24 protein-coding genes and 2 pseudogenes are annotated in these 26,748 nt (G+C 61.0%); 13 read left to right on the top strand and 13 right to left on the bottom strand.

The window, feature by feature from the left end; translation table 11 throughout:
- Positions 1-185: 185 nt before the first annotated feature.
- The 3 genes from AB4O11_RS11720 to AB4O11_RS11730 are packed head-to-tail and all read left to right on the top strand — an operon-like array spanning position 186 to position 3,201.
- Positions 186-1,529, top strand: coding sequence for a type VI secretion system Vgr family protein (locus tag AB4O11_RS11720; protein WP_257356935.1), 1,344 nt, complete (start codon positions 186-188; stop codon positions 1,527-1,529).
- Entirely contained in the window at positions 1,526-2,320 is a 795-nt protein-coding gene (locus AB4O11_RS11725; RefSeq protein WP_093430255.1) for a DUF4123 domain-containing protein, read from the top strand. The genes AB4O11_RS11720 and AB4O11_RS11725 overlap by 4 nt, the downstream gene beginning before the upstream one ends.
- Positions 2,321-2,337: 17 nt before the next feature.
- Complete coding sequence (locus AB4O11_RS11730) at positions 2,338-3,201, top strand: alpha/beta hydrolase (RefSeq protein WP_116255832.1); 864 nt, start codon at positions 2,338-2,340, stop codon at positions 3,199-3,201.
- On the opposite strand, the gene AB4O11_RS11735 is transcribed toward AB4O11_RS11730, so the two are convergent.
- Both AB4O11_RS11735 and AB4O11_RS11740 read right to left on the bottom strand, forming a co-directional pair.
- Complete coding sequence (locus tag AB4O11_RS11735) at positions 3,195-4,544, bottom strand: MATE family efflux transporter (RefSeq protein WP_460130705.1); 1,350 nt, start codon at positions 4,542-4,544, stop codon at positions 3,195-3,197. The two genes, AB4O11_RS11730 and AB4O11_RS11735, sit on opposite strands and share 7 nt — an antisense overlap.
- A 273-nt stretch (positions 4,545-4,817) precedes the next feature.
- Complete coding sequence (locus AB4O11_RS11740; RefSeq protein WP_007914623.1) at positions 4,818-5,111, bottom strand: hypothetical protein; 294 nt, start codon at positions 5,109-5,111, stop codon at positions 4,818-4,820.
- 245 nt (positions 5,112-5,356) lie between these two features.
- Here AB4O11_RS11740 and AB4O11_RS11745 point away from each other — a divergent pair, with 245 nt between their 5' ends.
- The 5 genes and pseudogenes from AB4O11_RS11745 to AB4O11_RS11765 all read left to right on the top strand — a co-directional run bounded on the left by AB4O11_RS11745 (position 5,357) and on the right by AB4O11_RS11765 (position 9,859).
- Entirely contained in the window at positions 5,357-5,659 is a 303-nt protein-coding gene (locus AB4O11_RS11745) for a MazG-like family protein (RefSeq protein ID WP_460130706.1), read from the top strand.
- Positions 5,659-6,409: pseudogene (locus AB4O11_RS11750) on the top strand (methyltransferase). The gene AB4O11_RS11745 and the pseudogene AB4O11_RS11750 overlap by 1 nt, the downstream one beginning before the upstream one ends.
- Positions 6,410-6,421: 12 nt before the next feature.
- Positions 6,422-7,036 (top strand): DUF4136 domain-containing protein, encoded by a 615-nt coding sequence (locus AB4O11_RS11755; protein WP_095047366.1) that lies wholly within the window; start codon positions 6,422-6,424, stop codon positions 7,034-7,036.
- Positions 7,037-7,090: 54 nt separating this feature from the next.
- The gene (locus tag AB4O11_RS11760; RefSeq protein WP_460089742.1) at positions 7,091-7,648 is read left to right on the top strand and encodes a DUF4136 domain-containing protein; all 558 of its coding nucleotides are present in this window, start codon (positions 7,091-7,093) and stop codon (positions 7,646-7,648) included.
- A 222-nt stretch (positions 7,649-7,870) separates the two neighbouring features.
- The gene (locus AB4O11_RS11765) at positions 7,871-9,859 is read left to right on the top strand and encodes a pilus assembly protein TadG-related protein (protein ID WP_460130708.1); all 1,989 of its coding nucleotides are present in this window, start codon (positions 7,871-7,873) and stop codon (positions 9,857-9,859) included.
- On the opposite strand, the gene AB4O11_RS11770 is transcribed toward AB4O11_RS11765, so the two are convergent.
- Both AB4O11_RS11770 and AB4O11_RS11775 read right to left on the bottom strand, forming a co-directional pair.
- Positions 9,856-12,609 carry a PAS domain-containing sensor histidine kinase gene (locus AB4O11_RS11770; protein ID WP_460130710.1) on the bottom strand — a complete coding sequence of 918 codons (2,754 nt, stop codon included), beginning with the start codon at positions 12,607-12,609 and terminating at the stop codon, positions 9,856-9,858. The two genes, AB4O11_RS11765 and AB4O11_RS11770, sit on opposite strands and share 4 nt — an antisense overlap.
- Positions 12,606-13,049: a TadE/TadG family type IV pilus assembly protein gene (locus tag AB4O11_RS11775; protein WP_093430263.1), complete on the bottom strand. Its 444-nt coding sequence runs from the start codon at positions 13,047-13,049 to the stop codon at positions 12,606-12,608. The genes AB4O11_RS11770 and AB4O11_RS11775 overlap by 4 nt, the downstream gene beginning before the upstream one ends.
- A gap of 75 nt (positions 13,050-13,124) precedes the next feature.
- On the opposite strand from AB4O11_RS11775, the gene AB4O11_RS11780 reads away from it, so the two are divergent.
- From AB4O11_RS11780 to AB4O11_RS11790, 3 genes and pseudogenes are all read left to right on the top strand, one after another.
- Positions 13,125-13,595, top strand: a complete 471-nt coding sequence (locus AB4O11_RS11780; protein WP_286079747.1) for a prepilin peptidase — start codon at positions 13,125-13,127, stop codon at positions 13,593-13,595.
- Positions 13,596-13,721: 126 nt separating this feature from the next.
- Entirely contained in the window at positions 13,722-14,510 is a 789-nt protein-coding gene (locus AB4O11_RS11785) for a response regulator transcription factor (RefSeq protein ID WP_460097808.1), read from the top strand.
- Between the two features lie 817 nt (positions 14,511-15,327).
- Positions 15,328-15,687: pseudogene (locus AB4O11_RS11790) on the top strand (DUF6124 family protein); the annotation flags it as partial.
- A 121-nt stretch (positions 15,688-15,808) separates the two neighbouring features.
- Here AB4O11_RS11790 and AB4O11_RS11795 read toward each other — a convergent pair.
- Genes AB4O11_RS11795 through cpaB form a run of 8 tightly spaced genes read right to left on the bottom strand, consistent with a single transcriptional unit; the run spans position 15,809 to position 23,257 of the window.
- Positions 15,809-16,081 carry a DUF3613 domain-containing protein gene (locus AB4O11_RS11795; protein WP_093430268.1) on the bottom strand — a complete coding sequence of 91 codons (273 nt, stop codon included), beginning with the start codon at positions 16,079-16,081 and terminating at the stop codon, positions 15,809-15,811.
- 10 nt (positions 16,082-16,091) lie between these two features.
- A complete protein-coding gene (locus AB4O11_RS11800; RefSeq protein ID WP_460089752.1) occupies positions 16,092-16,814 on the bottom strand; it encodes a hypothetical protein in 723 nt (240 codons plus the stop codon).
- Between the two features lie 22 nt (positions 16,815-16,836).
- The gene (locus AB4O11_RS11805; protein WP_460130711.1) at positions 16,837-17,721 is read right to left on the bottom strand and encodes a type II secretion system F family protein; all 885 of its coding nucleotides are present in this window, start codon (positions 17,719-17,721) and stop codon (positions 16,837-16,839) included.
- Position 17,722: 1 nt separating this feature from the next.
- Positions 17,723-18,607: a type II secretion system F family protein gene (locus AB4O11_RS11810; protein WP_116256700.1), complete on the bottom strand. Its 885-nt coding sequence runs from the start codon at positions 18,605-18,607 to the stop codon at positions 17,723-17,725.
- Positions 18,608-18,625: 18 nt separating this feature from the next.
- On the bottom strand, positions 18,626-19,894 hold the full coding sequence (locus AB4O11_RS11815) for a CpaF family protein (protein ID WP_460130713.1): 1,269 nt from the start codon (positions 19,892-19,894) through the stop codon (positions 18,626-18,628).
- Positions 19,891-21,081 (bottom strand): AAA family ATPase, encoded by a 1,191-nt coding sequence (locus AB4O11_RS11820; RefSeq protein WP_460130715.1) that lies wholly within the window; start codon positions 21,079-21,081, stop codon positions 19,891-19,893. Before AB4O11_RS11820 ends, AB4O11_RS11815 begins: the two co-directional genes overlap by 4 nt.
- On the bottom strand, positions 21,078-22,295 hold the full coding sequence (locus tag AB4O11_RS11825; protein WP_093430274.1) for a type II and III secretion system protein family protein: 1,218 nt from the start codon (positions 22,293-22,295) through the stop codon (positions 21,078-21,080). The genes AB4O11_RS11820 and AB4O11_RS11825 overlap by 4 nt, the downstream gene beginning before the upstream one ends.
- 20 nt (positions 22,296-22,315) lie before the next feature.
- A complete protein-coding gene (cpaB, locus tag AB4O11_RS11830; protein ID WP_460130716.1) occupies positions 22,316-23,257 on the bottom strand; it encodes a Flp pilus assembly protein CpaB in 942 nt (313 codons plus the stop codon).
- A gap of 338 nt (positions 23,258-23,595) precedes the next feature.
- Between cpaB and AB4O11_RS11835 the strand changes: the two genes are divergently transcribed.
- Together AB4O11_RS11835 and AB4O11_RS11840 are read left to right on the top strand one after the other, a co-directional pair.
- Positions 23,596-23,802: a Flp family type IVb pilin gene (locus tag AB4O11_RS11835; RefSeq protein ID WP_095047415.1), complete on the top strand. Its 207-nt coding sequence runs from the start codon at positions 23,596-23,598 to the stop codon at positions 23,800-23,802.
- A 71-nt stretch (positions 23,803-23,873) separates the two neighbouring features.
- Positions 23,874-24,281 (top strand): response regulator, encoded by a 408-nt coding sequence (locus AB4O11_RS11840; protein WP_460130717.1) that lies wholly within the window; start codon positions 23,874-23,876, stop codon positions 24,279-24,281.
- A 693-nt stretch (positions 24,282-24,974) separates the two neighbouring features.
- Here the strand turns inward: AB4O11_RS11840 and AB4O11_RS11845 are convergent.
- Positions 24,975-26,645: a ShlB/FhaC/HecB family hemolysin secretion/activation protein gene (locus AB4O11_RS11845; RefSeq protein WP_093430278.1), complete on the bottom strand. Its 1,671-nt coding sequence runs from the start codon at positions 26,643-26,645 to the stop codon at positions 24,975-24,977.
- Between the last annotated feature and the right edge of the window lie 103 nt (positions 26,646-26,748).

Below are 26,748 nucleotides of genomic sequence, written 5' to 3' on the forward strand. Positions count from 1 at the left end.
CGGAAAATTCGGATGATCCGGTGGGATATCTCCCAAAATCTTCGCGAAATCCATGGCATTCCCGGCCAGCAAAGTCATCCGGTCTGCTTTTCGCGTAGGTCATTTCCTAAGTTGTACTTCAGCTCTCTACTCGGCCATGGCTCTCGGCGAGAATCCCCGACCGCCCCTCCTGTAGAGATCCGCCCATGTTCGAACCAGTCAACGAGTCGTCCTTTCGTCTCGATGTAGCGGGCCTGTCCGACCCTTTCGAAGTCCTGGCCTTTACCGGTAGCGAAGCCCTCAGCGAATCCTTTGCGTTCGAGATCGATGTGTTGATCGACGATCCGCACCTGGATCTCGCCGGCCTGCTATACCGTTCGGCGTTCCTCTGTTTCGGGCCGTCGGGGGAGGGCGTGCACGGGCAATTGCAGAGCCTTGTCCAGCATGAACACGCAGAGGGTTCGAGATTGAGCCGGATCCGTCTGGGGCCGAAACTCGGTTGCCTCGCGCTGCGCTTCAGCCAGCGCATCTTCAGTGGCCGTTCGGTGCCGCAGATCATCGAACAAGTGCTCAGGGAGCACGGGATTGTTGGTGCCCAGCGCCGCTTCGATCTGTCCGGCGGCTACCCGGCCCGGACGTTCTGCACGCAGTACCGCGAGTCCGATTTGCAACTGCTCCAGCGCTTGTGTGCGCAGGCGCGGATTCACTACTACTTTGAACACGATCGCGACCGGCATTGCCTGGTGTTCGCCGATGATCCGGCGCAGTTACCCGTGGCCGGTACCGCGCAGTATCCACGCGGGGACGACGGGCAAGATAGGTCACCCGCGTTGCGGCAATGGCAATTGCAAAGTGCAATCGGGAGCAGTTTATCGGGTGTGCAACGGGCTGAAGGCCAGAGTGAACTGCCAGCGTTGCGCAGCGGTCACTGGCTGCGGTTGGCCGGTCATCCCTTCGCTGAATGCAATCGGCCGTGGTTGCTCACACGCATTGAACATCGCGCCGATCCATCCCGTGAACCTCCCTACGTCAACCGCCTGTTCGGCACGGTGCAAGTGCCGTACACATCGGCTACAGCGTCATCGCGCCTGCGCATGCACAGCCTGCAACGGGCCTGGGTGGTGGCGGTCGATGAGCCGCAGCCTGACCGGATGCGTCCGGTGGCGGTGCAATTCGACTGGCTCTACCAGGGCGAAGGGGCCGCTCCGAGTCATTGTTGGCTACCGCTTGCGCCGTCCCTGACGCAGGTGTCCATGGCGGCGCTGAGCGAGGGTGTCGAGGTGGTGGTGAGTTTCTTCGAGGGGGATCCGGATCAGCCGATGATCAGCGGCGTGCTGCAGCCGCCATCCGCCGTTGCCGACACCGATGATGACCTGCCGTTGCCTCTGCCCGACAGCCTGGTGAGTGACGGCTTGCAGCAACTGCTGACTTGCGGTGAACCGTTGCTGCTGTTGTGCCTGATCCCCGGCGGCGGCAGTTTCAACCATTGCGCTCAATCGGTGTGCAGTTGCCGACTGGTCACCGCGCTTGAACAGAGCGGCGCAACATGAATGGCGCGGCGCTTGAGCCCATGGCGCAGTGGCTGTTGCTCGATGGCCCGGATGCACCGCAGGCCTTGCTGACCCTGCACCGGGCTTTTGCCGGTGTGCAGTGTTTCAGCCTGTTCGAAGGCACTGAGTTCGAACCGGTCAGCGAGCACGGCCCGGTGTTGATCGAGCTGCGTGACTGCCCGGCATTGGCCGCGTTGTGTCACAGCGACCCGAACACCTGGCGCGGGCTGTTGCTGAGCAGTGAGGTTGCGGCGCAACAACTGCTGAGTCACTTGCAGCGCATGCTCACGGTGTCGTTTGGATTGAACCACCGGGCTTTGCTCAGCTATTACAACCGGCAGACCGCGAGCTATTTTTTCGATGCCTGCGATGCCGCTGAGCTGAGCCGCTGGCTCGGGCCGATTCGTCAGCTGCGCTGGTTCGGTGGCACTTGGGCCGACCGGGCCATTGGCAGTCTGGGCTGGCAGCAGTTGCGCAACCCGGGGCTAGCCGTCGAGCCGCTGAGTATCGAAGAAAGCCTGACCCGGCGCCAGCGCGAACGCCTGCAAACCTGCTTGCTGGAGCAGCATATCTGGCGCTGGTGCCAATCGCTGGGAACCGATTACGCGACGATGGCCTCCCATGTGCATCAAGGCCTGACGCTGGGATTCAGCGACCGCACCGTGCTCGATGGCTGGTTATGGCTACGCTTGCTGCATCCGCGAGCCGTGCTGGTGCCACCGCCGGTGGGGCTGACCCAACAGCAGCGGCTTGACCATGTGCGGCGCCAGTGGCGCAGCGATCAGTCCTGAGGCGAGGTTCGGCGCGTATGGCAGGTTTATTCCGGCAAGGGTTGGGGATCGTGTTGCTGCTGGTGCTGGGCGGTTGTTCGCCGGTGCAGTTGCTCAATGCGTTGACTCCGGACAGCACATACGCCAAAACCGTGGGCATCGCCTATGGCGACGATCCGCGGCAGAAGCTCGACGTGTATGTGCCGCATCAGCCGATGCCCGGCGCGCCGGTGGTGGTGTTTTTCTATGGCGGCAGCTGGAACAGCGGTTCGCGCGTCGACTACCGCTTTGTCGGCGAAGCGCTGGCGTCCCGAGGGATTGTTGCCGTGGTGGCGGATTACCGTTTGTATCCACAGGTGCGCTATCCGCTGTTCCTGCAAGACGGGGCGCGTGCGGTGGCATGGACCAAAGCGCATATCCACGAGTTTTCCGGCAACCCGCAGCGCTTGTATCTGATGGGCCACAGCTCGGGCGGGTACAACGCGGCGATGCTCGCGCTGGACAGCGAATGGCTCGCGGCGGTGGGCATGTCGCCCAGGGATGTACGAGGCTGGATCGGTCTGGCCGGGCCGTATGATTTTCTGCCGATCAAGAATCCCGAGGTGCGCCCGGTGTTCTTCTGGCCGGATTCACCGCCGCAGTCGCAGCCGATCAACCATGTCAGTCGCGGCGCACCGCCTGCGCTGTTGATTGCGGCAAGCCGGGATGATCTGGTCAACCCGACGCGCAACACCGGTGGCCTTGCGAGCAAGCTGCGCGAGGCCGGTGTGCCGGCGCAGGATTTGTATTACTCGCGGCCCAGCCACATAACCTTGGTGGCGACCCTGTCGCGGCCGTTGCGGCGTCTGGCGCCGGTGCTCGATCAGGTGGTCGGGTTTATCGCCCACACGCCGAGTCAGTGAACGCCGCCACTGAACCAGCCATCGTTGCGCTTGAGCCACCAGGCTTGCGCACCGAGGGTCAGGCTGCGCAACACCATGAACAGCAGAAAAGATATCCACAGCCCGTGATTGCCCAGACCTTGCAGCGCCCAAGCGAACGGCAATAACAGCACCACGGTGATCAGCATGCCGTTGCGCATTTCCCGCGCGCGGGTGGCGCCGATGAACAAACCGTCGAGCAGGTAGCTCCAGACTGCAATCAGCGGCAGCACGGCGAGGTAGGGCAGGTAGACGAACGCGGTGTCGCGCACGCTCTGGATGTCAGTCTGCATCTCGATGAACAAGTGCCCGGCCAGCAGGAACAGCATGGCGAAGCCGAGGCTGGCGATCAGTGACCAGCCGCCTGCCACCACCAGCGAGCGACGCAGGGCCAGACGATCACGGGCGCCGATGGCGTGTCCGCACAAGGCTTCGACGGCGTGGGCCAGACCATCCAGCGCATGCGCCGTCAGCAGCAAGCCATTGAGCAGCAGCGCGTTGGCGGCCACCGTCGAATCACCCAGTCGCGCGCCTTGTACGGTGATCAGGAAAAACACCGATTGCAGCGCCAGGCTGCGGATGAAGATATCGCGGTTGACCGCCAGTAACGGACGCCAGCTCTGCCAGACTTTCAGCGCCGCCCAGGCGATGTGCCCCGGGTACGCGCGCAGCGCCTTGCGGGTCAGCAGCAGGCCGAGCAGGGCGCCGCTCCATTCGGCGATCACCGAGGCCCGCGCCGAACCGACCACGCCCCAATCCAGGCCGATGACGAACCACAGATTGAGGACGATGTTGATCAGGTTGGTGGTCAGCAGAATCGCCAGTGGCGCCCGGGCATTTTGCGTACCGAGGAACCAGCCGACCAGCGCATAACTGGCCAGCGCCGCTGGCAGGCCGAACAGCCGCGTGTGGAAGAAGTCCCGAGTGAGCTGATCCAGCTCCGCCGACGGTTGCATGAAGTGCAACGCAACACTACTCAGCGGCACACCCAAAGTGCCAAGCACCAGTGCCAGTCCCATCGCCAGCAGCAAGCCCTGCAACAGAATCTGCCGCAACGCGGCACCGTCGCTGCGCCCGGCGGCTTGAGCGGCAAACCCGGTGGTGCCCATGCGCAGAAAGCCCATGGCCCAGGCGAGAAAGGTGTACAGGCTGGCACCGACCGCCACCGCGCCTAATTGATGGGCGTGGGGCAAGTGGCCGATAACGGTGCTGTCGACCAGCGCCACCAACGGTACGGAAATATTGGACAGAATCATGGGCGCGGCGAGTGCCCAGACCTTGCGGTGCGTCGGGCGGTCGCGCCAGTCGGCGATCAGAGTAGACATGCGGGCTCCTTGGGGGAGCGGGGATTGTAACGATTCATGGAGGATTTGCTGTGTCTGACAGAAACAACCCCCTCACCCCAGCCCCTCTCCCAGAGGGAGAGGGGGCCGACCGAGGTGTCTGGCGTCATCCATCGACCTGAGAGAATGTGCCGATTATGGATTCGCTGAAGCTCGCTCAAGTCGGTGTAGCTCTTGAATATCCCCCATTCAGTCCCCTCTCCCTCCGGGAGAGGGCTAGGCGGGCGGCGTTCCGATGAGGGGCTCTTCAAGCGGTTAATGAATAATCCAGCTAAGCAGCCACAACCCCAGCAACAACCAGATGATCCCGGCAATAATCGACGCATTCATGAACGCCCGAATCGCCGACCACAACAGCATCAACCCGACGATCAGGGCGATGATGCTGATGATCGAGGTGTCCATGCCCAGGGTTTTGGCCAGGCCGTCGACAAAGTTGCCACCGGCATTGCTCAGAATGTTGAACAAACCACTGAGGCCATCGACGATAAAGCGGATGACTGAACCGAGCGCCTGCCCGAGCCATTCGAAAAAGCTTTCTACCTGCATGTGTGCATCCTGATGAAAGAGCTGAGCCTTGGGCCACAACGCGGGTGGCCGAGTTCCCTGCATGATAGAAGGTTTGCACCCATTCTGTGTGGGAGCGAGCCTGCTCGCGAATACGGTGGATCAGTTAACTGATGGGTTGAATGACACAGCGCTTTCGCGAGCAGGCTCGCTCCCACATTAGATCACCTGCGCCGCTTGCCTTTGGTGGGTATCCCCCCGAAGCTATACGCCTTCAGGAGAACCCGATGAACCTTGTTGAACTGACCGAACGCCTGCACGCCATTCGCGACCGTAATGACTGGCGGCAATTTCACAGCCCGAAAAACCTCGCCATGGCAGCCAGTGTCGAAATGTCTGAACTGGTGGAAATCTTCCAGTGGCTGACGGAAGACCAGTCGCGCCAGTTGCCCGCCGACAAACTCGCCCACGCCGGGCAGGAAGTCGGCGATATCGTGTTGTACCTGTTGCTGCTGTGCAGCGAGTTGGGCCTGGACATGAATGAAGTGGTGCGCGTCAAGCTTGCCGACAGCGAACGGCGGTTCAGCTGATGAGCGACCGGCATTTCGATCAGTTGGCGACGCGGTTCGCCGAAAAAATCTATGGCGGCGCGAAAGGCGCGATTCGCCTCGCGGTGTTGCAGGCCGACCTAATCGAGGCACTGCCGGATCGTCCGTTGCGCGTTCTCGACATCGGTGGTGGTCTTGGCCACATGTCGCTGTGGCTGGCCGAGCGCGGCCATGACGTAACCTTCACCGAGCCCGCCGCACCGATGCTCGAAGGCGCGCGCCAGCGTTTTGCTGAAGCCGGGCAAACCGCAACATTCATCCAGGCGCCGTGGCAGGAACTGCTCGGCCAACTCACTGAGCCGTACGATCTGGTGATCTGCCACGCCGTGCTCGAATGGCTCGCCGAACCCCACGCGATCCTGCCGGTGCTGCACCAACTCACCAAGCCCGGCGGCTGGTTGTCGCTGGCGTTCTACAACCGCGATGCGCTGATCTACCGCAACCTGCTCAAAGGCCATTTCAAGAAAATGCGCAAAAACAGCATGGCTGGGGAAAAGCAGAGCCTGACCCCGCAGCAGCCTCTCGACCCACGGGAATTGGCAACGCAACTCGAAGGCCTGTGGCAGGTCGAAACCCAGAGCGGGATCCGGGTTTTTCACGACTACATGCCGGTGGAATTCCGAGGCCCGCGCCGAACTCGCGGATTTGCTCGAGATGGAGCTCGCTCACCGCCGTCACCCAAGCTTCGCCGGGCTTGGGCGCTACTTGCACTGGATCTGCCGGCCGATCTGATCGGAGCGCGACATGAAAGCTCAATCCGGGTTATTGCTGATCTGTCTGGGGTTGGCTGCCTGCCAGGGCAGCAACCCGTACGTGGCGCAGTCGCGGCCCTTGCCGCCGGCGCCGGCGCAAGCCGCCACCACCTTCGACCGTAGCGCTTACCCGGCGCCGCCGCGTGACTACGGACGCTATCGCAGTTGGGCCTGGCTCAACGGGCAGTTGCCGCCGGGTACGGCGTGGGCGGACTCGGCGCAAGTGGCCGAAGCGGTGAGCAATGCCCTCGATCAGCGCGGTTTGCGCCCGTTGCACGACAACCGCCCGGCCGACCTGTTGGTCAGCGCCGATCTGCGGCTGGAAACCCGTTTGCGGCAGGTCCAGGACGACTACGGCTACTACGGCGGCGGATACGGCGGCTACGATCGATATGGTCGCGGTTATGGCATGTACAACACGGTGCCGATCGTGCGCACGTATTCGGAGCAGGTCGTGGTGGTGCAGGTCAATCTGTTCGACGCCGGCAGCGGGCAACCGGTCTGGAGCGCCAGTGCCGAAACCGCGAACAAGGGCAGCGAAATCGATCGCACCGATTCGATCCGCGAAGCTGTGGAAAAGGCCATGTCGGCGTATCCTCCGAGTTAGCTTTCTGCCAACGGGAAGCTGCCGCAGGTTCATGTCTTCCACCGGAGAAAAACCATGTTCCGCCGTCTCGCTCTACTGGCCATGGCCGCGCTGCTCAGCGCCTGCGCCGCCAACCAGGTCAACCACGACTTCGATGCCAGCCGCGACTTTGCCGCCTATCGCAGCTGGAGCTGGAAAGACCCCGCCCTGCAATATCGCCCCGATGATCCACGAATCAAAAGCGACCTGACCGAACAGCGCATCCGCCAGGCCGTCGCCGATCAGCTCGACCAGCGCGGTTTGCGTCCTGCGGCGGCGGGGGCCAAGGGTGACTTGAATGTGCAGACTTATCTGATCGTCGAGGATCGTCAGCAGCAAGTGACGACCAACTATGGCGGCGGTTGGGGTGGCCCGTGGAACGGTTATTGGGGCGCGCCGATGTACAACGAAACGCGCAACATCACTTACAAGGTCGCGACCATCCAGATCGACCTGCTCGACGGCAAGGACGGCAAACTGGTGTGGCGCGGCAGCGATGAGCAGATGCTGTCCGGCAAGCCGAATCCCGAAGATCGCAGCAATGCCATTCGCGAGACTGTCGGGCGGATTCTGGCCAACTATCCACCGCGCTGAATCCGTTAAAAAGTGGGAGCTGTTGAGCTCCCATTTTTTGTTCCACCCTAAATTCTGATGTGGGAGCGAGCCTGCTCGCGAAAGCCGGGTGTCATTCAACTGTTATTTATCCGACACGACGCCTTCGCGAGCAGGGATGTTTGTCTGTTCGAAATGGTGCGTTGCCATTAGGCGCGTCTACACTCAGTTGCACCAATGGAGCTTGCGGCAAAGGAGTGCGCCATGTCGCCTCGTTCGCGATTCACCAGCCCGGCCCGGCAGCGCGGGGCGATTGGCTTGATGGCGGCGGCCACCCTCAGTCTGGCGGTGGTGATGCTGCTGTTGGTGGTCGACACCGGCCGCTTGTACATGGAACAACGCAAATTGCAGCGGGTGGTGGACAACGCCGCCCTCGAAGCCGTCAGTCGTGGCGGCAATTGCCTGCCGGGGCTGAGCGCTGCCAGTTACGCCGGGCAAAGCGCCGTGCGCAACGGCTACGTTGTCGACGCCAGCAACACCCTCGCCACCACGTGCGGCACCCTGGTGACTGCCGCCAGCGGTTTACGCACGTTCGCCGTGGATGCCACGCAAATGGCTGCGGTCAAAGTCGTCGCCAGTCGCACGGTGATCACCAGTTTTGCCGGCGGCGTACAAGCCTTGTTCAGCGGTACACCGGTCAGTCTCAATACCACGCTGAATGCCTCGGCGGTGGCCGCCAAACCGCAGCCAACGGTCGCCCAGCTGAATATTCGCAGCACGCTGGCGAGCATCGATACGGCCCAGTCGAACATCCTCAATCCGCTGTTTTCCGGGCTGCTCGGCGGTAACGTCAACCTCACCGCGTTAGGCTGGGACGGCCTGCTGAACACCGATATCAACTTGCTGAAATACCTTGATCAGCTGGCGATCAATCTCAACGTCGCGGCCGGCAACTACACGCAATTACTCAACACTCAGGCCACGGTGACGCAACTGATTCAGGCCGCCGCGACGGTGGTGCAACTCAATGGTGCGACCGCCCAAGTGATCACTGCGCTGGGCCAATTGCAGGTGGCGGCGGTCAACGCGGCGCCGGTCAAACTGGGTGACATTCTGCAATTGCAGACCGGTACCACTTCGGCGGGGCTGGACGCCAATCTGCAACTGCTGCAACTGATTCAAGGCGTGGTGCAACTGGCCAACAGCAAGAGTGCGGTGGCGGCGACGTTGCCGATCAGCGTGCTCGGGCTGGCGAATGTCACGGTGCGGGTGAAAGTGATCGAGCCGCCGCAGTTTTCCGCCATTGGCGATCCGGCGCGGGCCAAGGTCAATCCGACCGGGCCGGACCGGATTTATGTGCGTACGGCGCAGGTGCGCACGCTGGTCTCAGTGAATCTGCCGGTGCTGTCCGGGGTCACGGGACTGACCAATGCGGTGTTGGGATTGGTCGCGGGACTGACGCCGACGCTCAATGCAGTCCTGAGTCTGAATCTGGTAGCAGTCCTGAGTTCGGTCGCCTGCGCCGGTTGCCAGCAACTTGACCCACTCCTTTTGCCATCCCCCGAAATTGACATCAGCCTGGATGCTGGTGGCGCGAAAAGCTATGTCACCGATTACAGCTGCCCAACCGGGACAACAGGCACGAAAAGCCTGACTGCCCACACCATCACATCCATTGCCGACCTCAAACTCGGCAAGATCGACCCTGGCAACGCCTTTTCCTCGGCCGCTGAACCGACTGTCACGCCATTACCGTTGGTTGACCTGGGAATCGTCACCTGCCACAAGATTCTGGGCATCGGGACTTGCGACCCCTCCACCCATATTCAATACGGCGCTGGCGGCATTGCGATCATGCTCGACACCAGCGTTGCGCAAAACACTCAGGATCTGGTGTTCTCCAGCGCTACGCCATTCGCCACCCCGGCCAACCTCAAATTACCCCCAAGCATTCAGTCAGCCGCACCCACCAGCAACATCGTCGGCAGCCTGTCGAACACCCTCGCGGGGATCAACCTGATCGTCTACAAACCCCAGGGCAGCAATCCATTGGGTGCCGTTGTTACCGGCGTTGCCTCGTTGATCAGTGATGTCACCAGCAAACTGCTGCCAGTCGTGACCAACCTGGTCAGCCCGTTGCTCGACCCGCTGCTGAACAACCTGCTCAAAGGCCTGGGCATTAACCTGATGGATGTCGACGTCGGTGCCAACATGACCTGCGGCCAGACCGGCAAGGCCTATCTGGTGATCTAGGCGTCCACGGCAACCGGCAACTCAATGCAGAACCGCGCGCCCTCCACCGAGTTGCGCACGCTCAACTCGCCGCCCATGTTGTCGATGATGCCGTAGCTCACCGACAGCCCCAGCCCGGTGCCGACGCCGATGGGTTTGGTGGTGAAAAACGGCTCGAAAATCCGCTCCAGCAAACGCGGATCGATACCGCCCCCGTTGTCCTCGACCCACAGTCGCACATGCTGCTCATCACGTTCAGCGTAGATTGAGATCCACGGTTTGAAGCTTGAGTCCTTCTCGCGTTTGCTCAGTAACGCATCCCGCGCGTTGACCATCAGATTGATCAACACCTGTTCAAGCTGATCGACGTAGCCGCGCACTTGCACCTCGAACCCGGTCTCGCTGATGCGCAAATCCACGCCTTTGCCGCGCATGCCCTCGGCCAGCAGCGACAGCGTGCCTTCAATGGCCGAGGCCGGGTTGAACAGTTGCTGCTCGATCTCCGAACGTCGGCCGAATACGCGCATGTGATCGACGACTTTCGCTGCACGCTGTACCTGCGCATCGATGCGATTGAGCTTGTCGGTCAGGTAATCGACCTGCACATCGCCGTTGCCCAGGCGCTTGAGCACGTTGACGATGGCCATGCGCATCACGTTCAGCGGCTGATTGATTTCATGGGCGAGGCCGGTGGCCATTTCGCCAAGGGTGGCCATTTTCGCGCTTTGTGTGAGTTGCTGCTGCGAGCGGCGCACCTCGGTGTTGTCGCGGCCTACCGCTTGCACTTCGATCAACTGGCCGTGCTCATCGAACACGCCGCGATCGGACCACACCCACCAGGCATGTTCTCTGCCGGGCAGTTGCAGGCTGATTTCCGCGGTGCTCACCGGTTGCTCCACGGTCAGTGCAGCGAGACGCTGGACGAACGCAGTACGTTGTTCCTCGGACATCCAGCTGCCCAAATCGACCCCTGGCAGTTCCTCCGGCGTGCATTCCAGATACTTCGCCAACGGCCGGTTGCCAAAGGTCAGAATCAGATCCGGGCGATAGCGACAGATCATTGCCGGCGAGTCTTCCACCAGAATCCGATAGCGCTCTTCACTCTTTTTCACCTGTTCGGCTGCCAGGGTCGCCTCGGTGACGTCCAGCCACAAACCGACCGCTTCCACCGGCAGGCCGAGGTCATTGCGCAGCAGACGGGCTTCATCGAGCAACCAGTGATACTCGCCGCGACGGTCGCGCAGTCGATAACGGCTGCGCACCGAACCTTCGCGCAGCAACTGGCGGCTGCGGGCGAAATACACCTCGCGATCCTCGGGATGGATCATCTCGACCAGAGCACCGTCGCTGCAGTCCTCAAGGTTCCAGCCCAGCAAGGGTTGCAGGCTGGCACTGAAGAACGCCGGGATCAGCGCGCCTTCCTGGTAGTGCTGGACGTAAATCACCGCGGGCGAGCTGGCAATCAGGTTGTCCAGCCGCGCATGCGCGGCGGCGGCCCGTTGTTGCTGGTTCTGGATGTCGCTGATGTCGAGCATGAAACCGACCAGCCTGCGGTGCTCGCCGCTGCCAATCAGTTGGCCCTGTACGCGATACCACGTGGGCGCTTGCGCGGGATTGCCGTCGTGCAGACGCACCGACAGCGTCAGGGCTTCACCGTGTTGTTGCAAAGCGTGCAGACGGCTGCGCAACTCGTCGCGGTCGGCGGGATGGATTTGCGTCAGCCAGTCTTCCAGCGGTAATCCGCCAGGGTTCACGTTCAAGACCGCCGCCAGCGCGGGTGCCAGTTGAATGTGCTTGTCGCCTGCCAAAATCTCCCACCAGCCTGCACCCAACAGGGTTTGCAGCGCTTCGATGCGCTCCAGTTGCAAGTGATGCTGCTGTTCGCGCAGGCGCCCCAGCAACGGCCCGGCCAGCGCGCCGAGCAGTGCCATCCAGTCACGCTCGGTCAGGTATGGTGCGGCGCTGTCCACGGGATAAAACCCACAGAGCAGCCAGGCCACCACACCGTGTTCATCGCTATACGGCACCGCGAAACCTTCGGCACTGCCGAACAGAACCTGCACTCGCGAATGTTCATCCAGGCCCTGATGCGCGCCGACACGTTGCGGCGCGGCACCGTTCAGGCTGTCCAGCGGCGTGCCCAGACGTTGCTGGTCGTGCCACAGGTTCGGCGCATCGTGGGCGCGATGCTGACGATAGATCTGCCAGCCCTGCTGCTCATCATCGAGCAAGGCCAGCGCCAGACAAGGGATGTGCCAGCGCTGGGCGATCATTTGCAATTGTTCGCTGACGATCGTCGGCAACCGCGCCTGGCTGCATGCGCGCAACTGTTCGCTGATCTGCCCGGCGAGCAATTGGCAGGCATCACGCTGGCGCGATTGTTGGCGTTCGAGCAACAAGTCGGCGATATCGATCAACTGCATCAGCCAGCCCTCGCCCAGCGGTTGAACCCAGCCACGCACGTGCACGGTCTGCTCGCCCAGACCGAAGAAGTCGAGATCAAGCAAAAGCCCCTGCCACTCCCTTGGTCGACCTTCGATGGTCAGTGTGCTGTGCGGCAGTAGATAGGCGCTCAGCGGTAAGGGTCGATCGTGAGTCTTGAACTGCGCCAGCAGATGCCGCAGCGGCCCGGCCATTTGCAGCACGTCACCGTCGTCGTTCAGGTACAGGTGCAAGCCTGTTGCGGGTGAACCGAGTGGGTCGGGCAACTCATGGGCGGCGGGCGGTGTGCGTTTGAGCAAACGCCCGAAAAGTTTGTCTCCCGACGTCAAAATTGCAGACTCGACTTGGCGGTCAGGTAGGTGGGCAGGCTGGGTACCGTGCCGATGCCCGGCAGAACCAGAAACGGCATGACCTGATTGAGCTTGCTGACCGGGTAATTCACTTGCACTGTCAGCAGGCCCGTCGCGCTGTATTCGACACTGGTGTCAACGCCGACCACCAGGTTGAAGATCGGACGGATCCAGGACAATTGCTGGGTCAGCGTGGCATTCGCGGTGTTGATCACCACGGTTGAATAGTTGGGTGTGTTGGGATCGACCGCGACACTGCGGCGCACGGCTTCGGACGTGGCCTGATTGAACGATTGCATCATCACCAAGGGCAGGCTGTAACTGACCAGGCCGTAAAACACGGCGAAAAAGATGATGAACACCAAGGCGAACTCAATCGCCACCGCACCTTTTTGCGACTTGCGAAAGCCGGTTTTCATGAGTGCGTCTACCCTGACTGTCACTGCGTAGTCTCAGCATAGAATCATTCCGCAAAAATGGACGGTTTTTACCGGATGTACAGTTTTCTCCTTCTGATCTGGCTGGGCCTGTGCGCGGCGCAAGATGCCCGCCAGCGACGCATTGCCAATGGGCTGACGCTCGGTGCGGCGGCGCTGGCGCTGATCTGGCTGTTGTGGACCGGCAGCACTTGGCTGGGCGCTGAGGCGGGGCAGGGCGGTTGGGCCTGCCTGATCGCGCTGGCGCTGACCCTGCCGGGTTTTTTCATGGGGCGCATGGGCGCCGGCGATGTGAAATTAATGACAGCCCTCGGTCTTGCGACGGACGGTCTGTTTATTCTTGGCGTATTTATGGGGGCGGGCGTCGCCAGCCTGATCTGGATGCTGCTGGCGCCAAGAGTCTGGCTCCATATGAGTCAAGGGCTTAGAGAACGTCTGCGATATCTGGCCCCGGGCATGTCAAAAAAGCTGCCATTTGCACCGTTCGTGCTGGTCGGTGCAGTGCTCGTTATGCTTTGGATCCACTAGTCGCCAAGCGCCACTAGTTCTATGTACATAGTCGGAAAGTACGTCTACTTTCAAATGAACTGGTTATACAGCCAAAGGCTGGCAGTACAGGAATGGTCAGCTTTGGCCTGGGACATGGAGTAGCACGTGAACAAGCTTACGTCTGCGGTAAAAGTCCTCGTGGTCGACGATCAGCCGTTGATCGTGGAGGAGCTGTGCGAGTTTCTTGAAAGCAACGGTTATCGCTGTGTGCCATGCGAATCCAGTCTGCAGGCTATCGAGCGTTTCAGTGAGGACGCGGAAATCGGTCTGGTGCTGAGTGATCTGCACATGCCGGACATGGATGGCATTCAACTGATTCAGGCGTTGCAGCGTTTGGCGGGCAAGCGTCGGGTGTTTGAGGCGATCATGCTCACTGGGCGTGCCGACAAGCAGGATGTGATCAAGGCATTGCGTGCCGGGATTGCCGATTATTATCAGAAGCCGATTGATCTGGATGAGTTGCTCGACGGGGTGCGGCGTCAGGAGGCGGCGCTGCAGGAGCGGCAGAAGAATCTGCAATTGGGGCATTTGAATCAGAAGTTGCAGTATCTGTCTGAGTCGATTGATGACCTTTATCAGGATCTGGACAAGGTGCGTCGTAGTCCTTCGGCGGTGGTTCGTGATGTGTTGGGCGGTGAGCCTGCCGAGGCGGAGGCTCAGGAGATGCCGGAGATTTTCAATCAGTTGTCGCCGCGGCAATTGGATGTGGCGCGGTTGGTGGGCAAGGGGCAGACCAATTATCAGATTGCCTGTGAGTTGGGGATTACCGAGAACACGGTGAAGCTTTATGTTTCGCAGGTGTTGCGGTTGACGCATATGCATAATCGGACGCAGTTGGCTTTGGCCTTGTCGCCTAGTGCTTCTGCTTTGCGGCAGCGGGTTACGGCGCATTGACTTGGCGGCCTGTGGGCCGACCAGGTTCTTGGGGTTTTGGGTGAATATCCGTTGCTGCGGGTGTTGCTGCTGGCGGTTCCGCTCTTACAGCGGGTCACTTTTTCAGACGCCAAAAAGTAACCAAAAGGCTGGGCCCCGGCGTTCGGCCCCTCGCTAGGGCTCGGGGTTCCTTCGTTCCGGGATCTATCCGGGGGCATCGTCTACGGTTTGCTTCGCTGCACCTCCTCTCGATGTGTTTGGCTTCGCCAAACGGTCGCTGCGCTCCCACCCCCGGATAAATCCCTCCGCTCAGCCTGCCGAAGGGGCCAGCAGATCAAAAGCTGCAGCCGAGCTAACGCTCATCCTGTTGAGTGGTTAGGAGCGGGTGAGGGGCTTTTGATCTGTTTCAGAGTCTGAATTCGACTCGGTCTTTCACGTCGGCGTAGCTCCCCCAGCCAACTCGGTCAGTCCCCTCTCCCTCCGGGAGAGGGCTAGGGTGAGGGTTGGCTTTTGGCTGTTTAAATTTGTGGGAGATAACCGGAACCTTCCCACACGGTTTTCAGGTTGTCCGTCAGACGTGCGCTCTCTAGTCTCTGACTGTCGCTGAACACTCAGCGATCGGGTGTGAGAACCCGGCAATTTATGGTCATCCAGTTTCTGTGCACGCATAATCGCCGCCAGCTTGTCTGCTGTCTGCAATGTGTCATGGCGGCTGTGTGCGGGCAGACTTCGGTCTGGCCGGGTGTCCATAACCGGTATTCTCACCCCGCATACGGCTGCCACCTTTTGCCCCGTGAGAATGGCAGTGGGTGGCGGCAAAGACTTTGGAATTGTTTCAATGGACAAACTGATCCCCGACCCACCCCACGAACCCATCACCCCGCTCGAAGAAGCCATCCGCGCCGACGACCTCGTCAAAAACCGCGAGGCCATCAAACGCGCCCTCGATTTCTACCTCTGCCCCGAACCCGCGAAACCCCACCAACCGAGCACGATGTTTCTCATCCATCCGAAAATCGATACCGAAAGCCTGCTCGCCCATGCCTGCGAATCCCCGGCTTCGGCCAATACGCTGGCGGGTAACTTTGCCGATCAGTTGGGTCGGCCGGAGCGCAATGCCGCGCTGGCGATTCAGCAGATCATCACGCTGGCCGAGCTGGCGGTAAACCGGGCACTGGATCGGGTGGACCCACAGACCTTACCCGCCAGGCACACCGCGTCATCGTTCTTCGCGAGCAGGCTCGCTCCTACAGGTGGAGTGCATTTCAAAAGGTGGGAGCGAGCCTGCTCGCGAAAGCGCTCGCAAGGTCACCCCATCACTAATTCTTGCTCTCGATCTTCCCTCCCGCATCCGGATCATAAAAATCCGGAATCTCGTATTTGTACTTCTTCAGCCAGCGCTGCATTGCCAAATCCCGTTCGGTCGCAGTCGCCGTTTGGGGTTTGGGGGAGGCGGCTTTGTTGCGGCTTTGCAGGACCAGCCAGCCTTCGGTTTCCTGTTGTTGCGCCGAGGCGGGGCCGGCGTCGATGGCGGCGGCGCTGAGGGGCAGGCTGAGCAGGGTCAGGTAGCACAGGCCTTTGAAGGGGTTCATGGCTGTCTCCTTATTTGAGCGATGACGGCAACGGGTCAGCGACGGCGGCCACTTGATTGCTCGTGGCCGGTTTGGCCTTGACCGGGGCTTTGAGTTTTTCTGCGCGTTCCTGGGCTTCGGTGAATTGTTGCGGGGTCAGTTTGGCGCGGCTGACGATTTCGGCGGCCTGTGGCCAATCGTTCTGGTACAGCAGCAGGGTGACCATGTTCAGGGTCGCCAATTGGTTGTTCTGCTTGAGTTCGATGGCGGTGAGGAACTCGAAGCGCGCGTCGTTGAGGCGCAGTTGGTTGAGGTAGACCACGCCCAGGTCGTTGCGGATTTTTTCGTCGGTGGGGGCCAGGCGCGCGGCGCGTTGCAGGTGGGCCTGGGCCTGGCCGTTGTCGCCGCGAGCAGCGTAGAGCTGACCGAGGCCGTGTTCGGCTTCGGCGGTCAGGCAGCCGCCGAGCAGGCCGCGGTACAGCGGCTCGGCTTCGCTACGGCCGAGCAGACGATAGACCTTGGCTTTGCGCAGGCGCACTTCGCTGATGTTGTCCGGCAGGCTTTGCAGGTTAGCCAGGCTGGCGTGCAGTTTGCCGTCGTTGGCCAGATCGTCCGCGAGGTTCAGGGCCAGCTCCTGCTCCTGGGTCATCTTGCTGCAACTGCTCGGTGCCAGCAGCGCTGTCCAGGGGGCCTGGCCGTCGGTGGCGCAACCGCCGAGTAGCAACAGACTTGCCATGACTATCAGTACTTTCATCAAACGCTCTCCATGAGCAAGGTCAGTTTGCGAACGCCCGGGCTATCGCGGTGAAGCCGGGGCCAGCGAGGACGATCAGCAGTGCCGGAAACAGAAACAGCATCATCACTACAGACATCTTCGCCGACATTTTCGAGATGTATTCCTGCAAGCGCGTCAGGCGCCGGTCATCCAGCAGTTGCTTGAGCGCCAGCAGCGATTTCATCGCGCCGCCGCCCTGTTGAATCAGTTGCTGGAGGATTACGCAGGTGTCGCTGAATTCGTCCACGGCAAGCATCACCGCCGCTTTGTTCAACTCCTGGCCGAGTTCCAGGCCAGAGTCGACACGGGTCAGGATCAGACGCAGTTCGCTGGTCAGTTCCGGCAGCAGTTTTTGCGCTTCGATGCTGAGTACACGCAGGGCTTGTTCCACTGCCATGCCGGATTCGAACAGGATGCGCAGCAGCGGAATAAACGTCGAAACCTCCACTGAGATGGTTTTCTGCCGCCGTGCTGCGGCGTAGGCCAGCAGGCGTTTGGGCAGCAGGTAACCGCCACCGGTGGCGAGCATTGGCACCAGCCAGCGGTTGTCGGCCTGGGGGAAGAACACTTCTTGGAGAAAGATCGCCAGGCCCAGCGTCAATAACGGCGTACCCACCTGGCATGCCGCATACAGCGCCCGTTCGTTGGCGCGGCGCCAGCCGATGCGGTTGAGCAGGGTCTGGGTTTCGCTGTCGATGCTCACCGAGCGTTGCCCGAACTTACTGCTGCCCAATGCGCGCAACCAGTTGCCGAAGCGATTCTCGCGCACCAGTTGTCCTTGCAGGCGCTGATTGATCTGACGCACCCGGCGCCGCTCCATCAGCAGGTGATTGATCACCAGCATCAAGGCGCCGAGCAGCAACATCAGTGCCGCGAGCCAGACCATGTCAGACGCTCCTCAACATGCGCCACAGCGCCAGGCTGCCGACCACTTGCAGCACGGCGGCGCTGATCAACATGTGCTGACCACTGGCGTCGTTCCACATCCCGAGCATGTAGCCGGGGTTGGTCAGCATGAAGTAACTCACCAGCAGCAGCGGCAATGAGCCGAGCACCCACGCGGTCATGCGCGTTTCGCCGGTGAGGGCGCGCAGTTGGCGGGCGCCCTGGTCGCGTTCGCGGATCAGTTTGATCAGGTTCTCCAGCAGCTCGCTTGCGTTGCCGCCGTAGCGATGATTGACCTTCAGGCCGAGGGCGAACATGCGCAGTTCATCCTGTTCATACAGCTCGGCAAAATCACTGACTGCATCGGGCAGGTTCACCCCCAGTTGCACGTTGCGCTGGACCCGGCCCATGGCTTTTTTCAGCGGATCTTCGCTGGCTTCAATGCCGCCCATGACCGCGTCACTCAGGGTGCGCCCGGACTTCAGGCTACGCACGGTGTGATCAAGCAACTGCGGCAGTTGCTCGATCATGCGTTTGATCCGGCGTTGGTAAAGAATGGCGATGTATAGCCGCAACAGCAGTGGCGGTATGACGATCATCAGTAGCAGGCCGATCCAGTCGGCAAGAAAATACCCCAGCGCTATCGCCAGCGCCCACAGACTCAGCCACAGGCCGAAACGCTCGGTCGGGCGGCCCAGTCCGGCACGCAGAAACATCCGCTCCAGTCCGACCCACACAGGTTTTTCCGGCGCCAGTTGCGGTTGTCCGGCGGCGAGACGGTTGAGCACTTTTTCCGTGGCGGTCTTGCGCAGACCCTGCAAAAACAGGCGAATCGACAGCCCCAGCAGCGTCAGGCAGATAACAATGAGAATGATCGCTCCCAGCATGCTCGATGCTCCTTGCCGTCAGCCCAGATGTGTCTCGTGGCGCAGCTTGTCGCCGGCCGGATTGACGGCTTCGCGCAGGAAACCGAAACCGCTGCGGCGGTCGAGGCGGAACAGCGTGTTGGTGACGTAGACGTCTTCGCGAATGCCGACCACTTCCACGACCTCGCTGACGCAACGGCGCCCGTCAGGCATGCGCGTCAGCTGGATGATCACGTCGAGGGCGGCGCAGATCATCTGGCGCAGGGTGCGCTCGGCGATGGAGCGACCCGTCAGGCCGACCAGCGTTTCCAGGCGCAGCAGGGCATCCTGGGCGTTGTTGGCGTGCACGGTGCTCATCGAACCGTCGTGGCCGGTGTTCATCGCCGTGAGCACATCGACCACTTCGACACCACGAATCTCGCCGAGGATGATCCGGTCGGGGCGCATCCGCAGGGCATTGCGGATCAGGTCGCTGGCCTTCACTTCACCGTGGCCTTCGGCATTCGGCGGACGGGTTTCCGGGCGCACCACGTGGGGGTGGCCGAGCTGCAATTCGGCGACGTCTTCGATGGTCACCAGACGTTCGTGCGGGTTGATCAACTGGCTGAGAATATTCAGCAGCGTGGTCTTGCCGGTGCCGGTGCCGCCGCTGATCAGGATGTTGCAGCGCTTGCCGACGGCATCCTGGAAAAACTCGAAGATCGACAGGTCGACGGTTTGCATGGCGATCAGGTCGCTGCTTTTAAGCATGTCCTTGCGGAATTTGCGGATCGACAGGCAGGGGCCGTCGAGGGCAATCGGCGGAATGATCGCATTGACCCGGCTGCCATCGGGCAGGCGTGCGTCGACCATCGGTGAGGACTCGTCGAGGCGCCGTCCGAGTGGTGCAAGGATGCGCTGCATCACGCGTTCGACGTGATGCGCATCGATAAACCGCAGGTCACTCTGGTGCAGCACACCGTCGCGTTCGATGAATACCCGGTGCGGGCCGTTGACCAGAATCTCGGTCACCGAATGATCGCGCAGCAACACCTCCAGCGGACCGAAACCGGTGAGTTCGTCGACGATCTCCTCGGCCAGGCGCTCCATTTCGTAGCGGGAAATCGCCAAGTGCAAACGGGCGATGTACTCGGCGACCTTGTCGGTGACGAACTGTGCGAGTTGCTGACGAGAACCTTCCAGCAGGTTTTTTCCCGACTCTTCGAGGGCGTCGATGATGTACCGATGCAGGACCAGTTTCAGGCCTTCGTGATCGCTGTTGCCGCCGCTGCTGCGGGGCGCAGCGCCGAAGAGTTTTTCTGCGCTCATGAGGTGCCTCGCAAGCGGTCGAACCAGGTGACTTTGGGCTTGGCCAGACCCTCGGAACGTTTGGCCAGGCGCTCACCGAGGGTGCGCAGGCTCTGGGTAAGTTTTTCGCGCGGGGCCAGTTCGAACAGGCTGACGCCCTGGTTTTTCGCGTTCAGGCGCACTTCTGGAGTGAGGGCCAGCGTGGCGATCACTTCCAGATTGAAGGTCTTGCCGAGGGTTTCCGAATTGGGCGCGACGCTGCTCAGGTAGCGGTCGATCAGCAGCCGCCCGTGGTCGAGCTTCATGCCTTTTTCCCGCCACAGATTGAGCACGGCGAGGTTGCGCCGGCAGTTGAGCACGTTCTGGTCGGTGTACCAGAGCAACTTGTCGCAGTGGCTGACAAAGGTGCGCAAGGCTTCACTGTCGGTCTGCCCGGTGAGGTTCACGACGATGTGCTGGAAGTGCTGGCGCAAGGCGCTGAGCAACATGTACAGCTCGGCGGCGCTGGTGTTTTCCAACGGCTCATCGTTGCTGGCGTAGGCGAGAATGCGCAGGCCGGCTTCGGCGCTGGTGAAGGCGCTGTCGATCAGCGTGGCGTCGAGCCGGCGCAAGTGACGCAGGGCATCGCCAAAGTGAAACGAACTTTCCAGCCCGAGCAGGGCGAGGCTGTCACCGCGCGGCAGACCGAGATCGAGCAGCAAGGTTTGCTGACCGCTCTTTTGCACCACCAGCGCCATGTGGTTGGCCAACAGCGCGCCATCGGAACTGCTCTGCACGCCATACATGACCGTAAGGCCGCCCAGTTGCGTGTTCGGTGCCACGGGCGGCAGGCGTTTACTCAAGCGCCGCACCAGCCCGGCGACTTCACTGGAGCGCGAACCGTAGGCGACAAAATCCCCGGCCCCGGCACGCATCGCATTGAGCACCAGCTGATTGTCCATGCCGTCGCCGAGGGCCACGATTGCCAGCATCGGTTTGGCCTCCAGCGCGCCTTCGATCAACGCGCTCTGGGCGACCACGTGCTCGCGATCCAGGCCGACGAACACCAGACTGGCAAAGGTGACGTCGACCAACGCCAGCAGCTCATCCAGGCTGCCGCCACCGGCGCTGACCACTTGGCCGAGCGGCGCGAGCGCGCCCTGCAGCCACTCCAGATCGGTGCTGTTGCGGGTGATGGCGAGAAAGGTCTGGCTCAGGTTCTGGCTCATTGCGATAACCCGCTGCGCTTGTCGAAATTGCCGTTTTCCAAGAAGAACATGCGGTAGAAATTCGGGTCGTAATTGCGCAGTTTTTCCCCGGGTAACGACGGCAACTGGGCATCGGCGGCCAATGGCTGCACCAGATGCGGCGTCACGATCATCAACAGTTCGCGCTCTTCGCGCTTGATCTGCGAGCCTTTGAAAAATGCGCCGAGTACCGGGATGTCACCGAGGCCGGGAAACTTGTTCACCTGCGAGCTGTTGGTGGTGCTGATCAAGCCACTGATGACGAAACTCTCGCCGTCGCCAAGCGACACGCTGGTGTCGGTGCGGCGGATAGTCAGCGCCGGCACAGTGGTGCCGGCGATCTGTACGGCGTTACTGAAGTCCAGTTCGCTGACTTCCGGGGCGACCTTCAACGCGATGCGGTCGCGACCGATGATGGTCGGCGTCAGGGTCAGGCGGATGCCGAATTCCTTGTACTCGATCGACACGCTGTCGCTGCCGGAACTGGGCACCGGAATCGGAATTTCACCGCCGGCCAGAAAGCTTGCGCTTTGCCCGTTCAGCGCGACCAGGCTCGGCCGCGCGAGGGTGTAGGCGAAGCCGCTGGTTTCCAGCGCGTTGATGATTGCCATGGTCTTGCCGCCGATCCACGAGAAGTTGAACAGCGAGTTGTCCACCGGCAGGCGTGGCTGCGGCACCCCGTCAATCGGCGGAAGGGTGCCGGGCGAACCGAACAGGAAGTTGCCGCGAGTGCCGATTAGCGAGGCGGTGGCTTGCTTGAGTTTGGTGCGGCTGACTTCGACGAACCGAATATCGGTCTGCACTTGCGACGGCAGGTTCGGATCATCCGACGGCAGACTGCTGTTCAGCGCGGCAGTGGCGGCGCCCTGAACAAAGACCATGCTCTGGCGCGGCTCGCTCGAACACGACGTCCAGACCATCAGGCTGGTGGCGCCGGGTGCAACACCGGTGAGCAGAAAGGACGAGCTGCCGTTGGCGTGGACATCGGCGATTTTCGGGTCGCCAATCGCCAGACGCGTGATCGCCACGGGGGACTGCACGTCCTGCTGAAACCCTTCGCCGATTTCGATCACTGGCGGCATGCGCCCCAGTGCCGAACAATTGCCGACTGCCGCGAACGCAGCGTCCATCGACAGGCCCATCAGTAACAGGGCGCGCAGCATGGGTTTGAATGTCGGCCTGAAACGACTCTGCATGCCCTTGGATCCTTGCGCAGTCATGGGTTTTGTTGGGTGATCTGGTTGCCGCGAATGATTTCCACGGCAGGCCGTGCGGCGCCACCGGAACCACCACTGGACGGTGCTTTCGGTGCGGTGCCCATGGCCAGTTGGTTGAACTGGAAGAGTTGTCGGTTGGCGGTGTCGAGATGGGCCGTGGACTGGTTTTCGCCGGCCCAGTATTTGGCCAGGCGCTGCTCTTCACTGCTGCGTACGGCCAGGCGCAAGGTGCCGGCCTGGGTGGCGAGCATCAGGCGACTGAGCAGTTGCTCCGGCACCGCCAGCACCACGGTGCGCGCGGCGACGCGGCGTTGATCCTGTTTGAGTTTTTCCTCGGCGCTCAGGGCCGGCGAGGCGGGTTGGCCGTCGTTGGTCAGGCCGTATTGATCGCCGACACCCAGCACACGCATGGCCGGTAAAACGATCTGCGCCGACTGTTCGAGGTTGCTGGAATCCTGGCGCAAGTAGAGCAAGACATCGACGTAATCGCCGGGAATCAGTTGCCCGGCGGCACCGATCACTTCGTCAACAGCCACGGTGAGCGCGCGTTCGTCACTGTGAATCATGCGTGCCAGTGAACCGCCGGCGGTGAAGCTTTCATCGTTCAGCCAGGTGCCGGCGCTGAGGTGCCGCCAAGGTGTGCGGCCAATGGCCTGATCGACAGTGCTCAAGCTGCCCGCCGGTGCACTGCGCAGTTTTTCCACCGCTACATCGGCGGCGGTCAGCGCAGTGAAGGGTGGCACATCGTGCAGCAGCACCACCACGGGTTGGCGGGTCTGGTCTTCGGCGATCGCGACAGTTTTTTCAACAGTGACAGTTGGGGCGACGGGGGCGACGGCGACGGGCGCTGGTTGACGACTGAGTACCAGTCCCCAGTAACCGACAAAAATGGCTCCCAATAACAGGATGGCTGCAAGGCCCATGGTGACGCGACTGTTCATGACGGCTCTCCCTTTCCTGCTGCACTACCCACTGCTATTGCTAACGAGAGAAGTTCCCAATCCGGCAGCTATGAACATGCAACTATTTCGCTATTTCCACGCTAGCTGATCCAAGCCAAAACGCCATTACTGACAGGAAAATAACTCACGAAAGTATGAGTCTTGGCCAATTAACAGCAGCCGATGGCAAAAACACGATTGGATTAATACTTTCCGGTTAATTCGTTCTTACAGTTGTTGGGTGGGGGTTTGTTGACAATGCTCAAATGGCACGGTGGGTCTTTGCCGTTGTAGTGACATCAGCGCCAGAGGCGCAAAGGAGCAGTCCTATGTTTCGCATGACTTTCGACTATCTAATGTCCAGAGCCCGGGTGTTCATCAAGAATGAAGAAGGGGCTTCGGCGATCGAGTACGCCATTGTGGTGGCGATGGTCGCCGTCGTGGTTGTGGCATTCGTAACCCCTCTTGGCGATAGGGTGCTGGCGATCTTCAATAATATTTTGACGTCTCTTGATGGTACGGCTGTGACACGGCCGACGCCTTGAGTCATGGGAACGCTGCACCTGGCTGATATCGCACTACAATGGATTTTCCATTCAGCTTTCAGGTATTGCCTATGAACGCGTCTTCGCCGCACCGCCAACAGTTGCTTTTGGTTGACGATGAAGAGGACGCGTTGCTGGAGCTGGCGGAGTTGCTCGAGGGGGAGGGGTTTGTCTGTCATACGGCGACGTCGGTGAAGCTGGCGTTGCATCATCTGACTCGCCATCCCGATATCGCGCTGGTGATTACTGATTTGCGTATGCCGGAGGAGTCCGGGATGTCGTTGATCAAGCGCTTGCGTGAGCATACTTCTCGGCAGCATTTGCCGGTGATTGTGATGTCGGGGCATGCGGATATGGAAGATGTCAGTGACCTATTGCGGTTGCAGGTGGTGGATCTGTTTCGCAAGCCGATTTATTACGTCAGGTTGTTGGAGACTTTGGATAATTTGCTTCCCAAGCCTAAGGTTCAGGTTGGCTGAGGTTGAGCTCGGCGGCCTCTGGGCCGACCGTGCTTTGGGTGTTTTGGGTGAATATCCGTTTTTTTGGGTGTTGCAGCTGGCGGTTTCGCCCTTACGGCGAGGCACTTTTTCCAGACGCCGAAAAAGTACCCAAAAAGGCTTGCCGCAACGTTCGGCCCACTCGCTGAGGCTCGGGGTTCCTTCGCTCCGGGATCGATCCGGGCGCAGCGCCTACGGTTTGCTTCGCTGCACCTCCTCTCGCTGTGTTTGGCTTCGCCAAACGGTCGCTGCGCTCCCACTCCCGGATCAATCCCTCCACTCAGCCTGCCGACGCGGCCGGTGAATCAAGATCAAGAGCTGCAGCCGAGCTAACGCTCATCCTGTTGAGTGGTGAGGAGCGGTAGCGGTGCGCGGTGTGCGGTGTGCGCGGTGTGCGCTGTTTTGCTTTGGCTTTTCTGTGGGGGCGAGTTTGCTGCGGACGGCGTTCCTGCGAAAGCGGCCTGACAGCCGGCCAGTTTCTAACTGAATGCACTCAATCCAACTGTAGGAATGAGCCTGCTCGCGATGGCGGCCTGACAGCCGGCCAATTTCTAACTGAATGCACTCAATCCAATTGTAGGAGTGAGCCTGCTCGCGAAGGCTGCCTGCAATCCGACCCAGTTCTGCCGTTTGTACACTCCACCCGCCGCTGCCGAAGCCTCTTGGTGTTTCAGCTTACAACTGGTAACTGAAACTGATGCTGTACCTGGGCTTGCGATTGAACGTGTCCAGCGCTTCATCCGACATTGCCTTCGCCGCTTCCAGCGCAATGTTGTAGTACTTGGCATCGCCAAACCGTAGCCCGATCGCCGCCGATGACAGATTGTTGGCCCGCACCGGCAATTCATTGAACCAACTGCGCGAGCGATCGAGTACGACATACGGTTGCAGGATGCGCACCCAGTTGCCGTCGCGGTTGAAGCTGTAGTTGACCTCGTACGCCACGCCCCAGCCCTTGTCGCCGGACGCTTGATCGTCGGGATAACCACGACCGAAGTTCTGCCCGCCGAACACCGCGCGCTCACTGTCGGGCAGGGTGTCGTCGCTCCAGTACAGTGCGGCAGACAGCACCCCTTGCCAATTGTCGAGGAACTTGTCGCTCTGTACGCCAGACAGGCGCAGGCGAAAGAAGTCGAGGTCGATGGCGTTGTTGTTGGTTTTCGCGCCCATGCTGTCGAGGCCCTGGTACACGCCGCCGCTGAGGATCCGCAACTGGCGGGCATCGGCCTTGCGCCAGTCGCTCTCGAAGGCGAGGGCGCGGATGTCGGTGCGTTCTTCGACACTCAGCGGGAAGCCGATCACCTTGTAGCGGGTCTTGTCGTTGACCGCGTAAAGCCTTGAACCGGCCGTCAGCAGTTCGTTGGAAGCGGCAATCAGCGGCAGGGTGAAACCGATCGAGTAGCGGTCGTTTTCGCGGTGCGGTTTGAGTTGCAGGCCATTGTCGAGCAGGACATTGGTGCCGGGGTCAGCACGGTAGCGTGAAGCCGACAGCGCCAGTTGTGCGCCCTCGTCATTGAGGAACTGGTTGTAGTCGAGCCGGTAGTAATGTTCGTGATCGTCACCCGGTGGAAACAGGCCGCTGAGGGTCAGTTGCTCGCCCATCGCGGTTTGCGAATTGCTGCTGACACCGAGCAGGGCCTGGGTGCCGTTGCGGTTGTCTTCGGTGGTGCTCAGCGTGCTGGTGAAGGGTTTTCGACTGGCCTGGGCCACCAGCGTTGTGGCGCCGTCGGTGGTGCCGGGCGGTGGCACCTGGGCCTGGATCGTCACCCCGGGAATGCGCGTCATCAGCGTGGTGTAGCGCTCGAACGTCTTGCGGGTCAGCGGCCGCTCGGTCTGAATCTTCGCCGCCAGTTTGTCGAGTAGCGCTTTGACCCGGCCGACATCGCCCTGGATCTGGATATCGCGGACGTAGCCTTCCACCAGCACCACGCGCGCTACGCCGTCATTGAAATTTTGCTGCGGCAAGAACGCGTAGGACAGCAGGTAACCGTCCTGCTGATAGCGTCGGGTGATGTTGCGCGTGGCTTCGATCAGCTCGGCGAGCGTGGCTTGCCGGCCGATCAGGGGCTTATAGATTTCGGCGAGTTCGTTGAGCGGGTAGAGGGTGCCGCCTTCGATCTGCACGGTTTGCAGTTTGATCTTGGTGTCCATCAACAGCGGTTGCGCAGCGGCGGCACCAGCGTCCGGCACTTGCACCGGCGTGGCGCTTGGGCGATAGGCATCGGCCGGCAGGTTCGGCACCGGCAGATTGCGGATGGTTTCGTTGCTGTTGAGAAAGCTGGGCAGGGTGTCGGCGAGGGCGGCGGAACTGAGACTGAGGAACAGCAGGGATGCCATTACGCGCATAGGACACTCCATGGTCAGATCACGGCACTGGGCTGAATTTTCCTAAGAAAAAAGCGGAAGACTCGTGGGAATCTTCCGCCCTCAACCAAGCGTAGGCGCTGTA

The organism is Pseudomonas sp. H1_D05, from assembly GCF_054682705.1.

Excerpts from the sequence above, each read along its gene's own strand:
- AB4O11_RS11740 (WP_007914623.1), bottom strand. The coding sequence starts at position 5,111 with ATGCAGGTAGAAAGCTTTTTCGAATGGCTCGGGCAGGCGCTCGGTTCA.
- cpaB (WP_460130716.1), bottom strand. The coding sequence starts at position 23,257 with ATGAACAGTCGCGTCACCATGGGCCTTGCAGCCATCCTGTTATTGGGA.
- AB4O11_RS11730 (WP_116255832.1), top strand. The coding sequence starts at position 2,338 with ATGGCAGGTTTATTCCGGCAAGGGTTGGGGATCGTGTTGCTGCTGGTG.
- AB4O11_RS11795 (WP_093430268.1), bottom strand. The coding sequence starts at position 16,081 with ATGAACCCCTTCAAAGGCCTGTGCTACCTGACCCTGCTCAGCCTGCCC.
- AB4O11_RS11735 (WP_460130705.1), bottom strand. The coding sequence starts at position 4,544 with ATGTCTACTCTGATCGCCGACTGGCGCGACCGCCCGACGCACCGCAAG.
- AB4O11_RS11820 (WP_460130715.1), bottom strand. The coding sequence starts at position 21,081 with ATGAGCCAGAACCTGAGCCAGACCTTTCTCGCCATCACCCGCAACAGC.
- AB4O11_RS11840 (WP_460130717.1), top strand. The coding sequence starts at position 23,874 with ATGAACGCGTCTTCGCCGCACCGCCAACAGTTGCTTTTGGTTGACGAT.
- AB4O11_RS11760 (WP_460089742.1), top strand. The coding sequence starts at position 7,091 with ATGTTCCGCCGTCTCGCTCTACTGGCCATGGCCGCGCTGCTCAGCGCC.
- AB4O11_RS11780 (WP_286079747.1), top strand. The coding sequence starts at position 13,125 with ATGTACAGTTTTCTCCTTCTGATCTGGCTGGGCCTGTGCGCGGCGCAA.
- AB4O11_RS11725 (WP_093430255.1), top strand. The coding sequence starts at position 1,526 with ATGAATGGCGCGGCGCTTGAGCCCATGGCGCAGTGGCTGTTGCTCGAT.
- AB4O11_RS11800 (WP_460089752.1), bottom strand. The coding sequence starts at position 16,814 with ATGAAAGTACTGATAGTCATGGCAAGTCTGTTGCTACTCGGCGGTTGC.
- AB4O11_RS11825 (WP_093430274.1), bottom strand. The coding sequence starts at position 22,295 with ATGCAGAGTCGTTTCAGGCCGACATTCAAACCCATGCTGCGCGCCCTG.
- AB4O11_RS11765 (WP_460130708.1), top strand. The coding sequence starts at position 7,871 with ATGTCGCCTCGTTCGCGATTCACCAGCCCGGCCCGGCAGCGCGGGGCG.
- AB4O11_RS11815 (WP_460130713.1), bottom strand. The coding sequence starts at position 19,894 with ATGAGCGCAGAAAAACTCTTCGGCGCTGCGCCCCGCAGCAGCGGCGGC.
- AB4O11_RS11845 (WP_093430278.1), bottom strand. The coding sequence starts at position 26,645 with ATGCGCGTAATGGCATCCCTGCTGTTCCTCAGTCTCAGTTCCGCCGCC.
- AB4O11_RS11810 (WP_116256700.1), bottom strand. The coding sequence starts at position 18,607 with ATGCTGGGAGCGATCATTCTCATTGTTATCTGCCTGACGCTGCTGGGG.
- AB4O11_RS11775 (WP_093430263.1), bottom strand. The coding sequence starts at position 13,049 with ATGAAAACCGGCTTTCGCAAGTCGCAAAAAGGTGCGGTGGCGATTGAG.
- AB4O11_RS11720 (WP_257356935.1), top strand. The coding sequence starts at position 186 with ATGTTCGAACCAGTCAACGAGTCGTCCTTTCGTCTCGATGTAGCGGGC.
- AB4O11_RS11805 (WP_460130711.1), bottom strand. The coding sequence starts at position 17,721 with ATGGTCTGGCTCGCGGCACTGATGTTGCTGCTCGGCGCCTTGATGCTG.
- AB4O11_RS11745 (WP_460130706.1), top strand. The coding sequence starts at position 5,357 with ATGAACCTTGTTGAACTGACCGAACGCCTGCACGCCATTCGCGACCGT.
- AB4O11_RS11835 (WP_095047415.1), top strand. The coding sequence starts at position 23,596 with ATGACTTTCGACTATCTAATGTCCAGAGCCCGGGTGTTCATCAAGAAT.
- AB4O11_RS11755 (WP_095047366.1), top strand. The coding sequence starts at position 6,422 with ATGAAAGCTCAATCCGGGTTATTGCTGATCTGTCTGGGGTTGGCTGCC.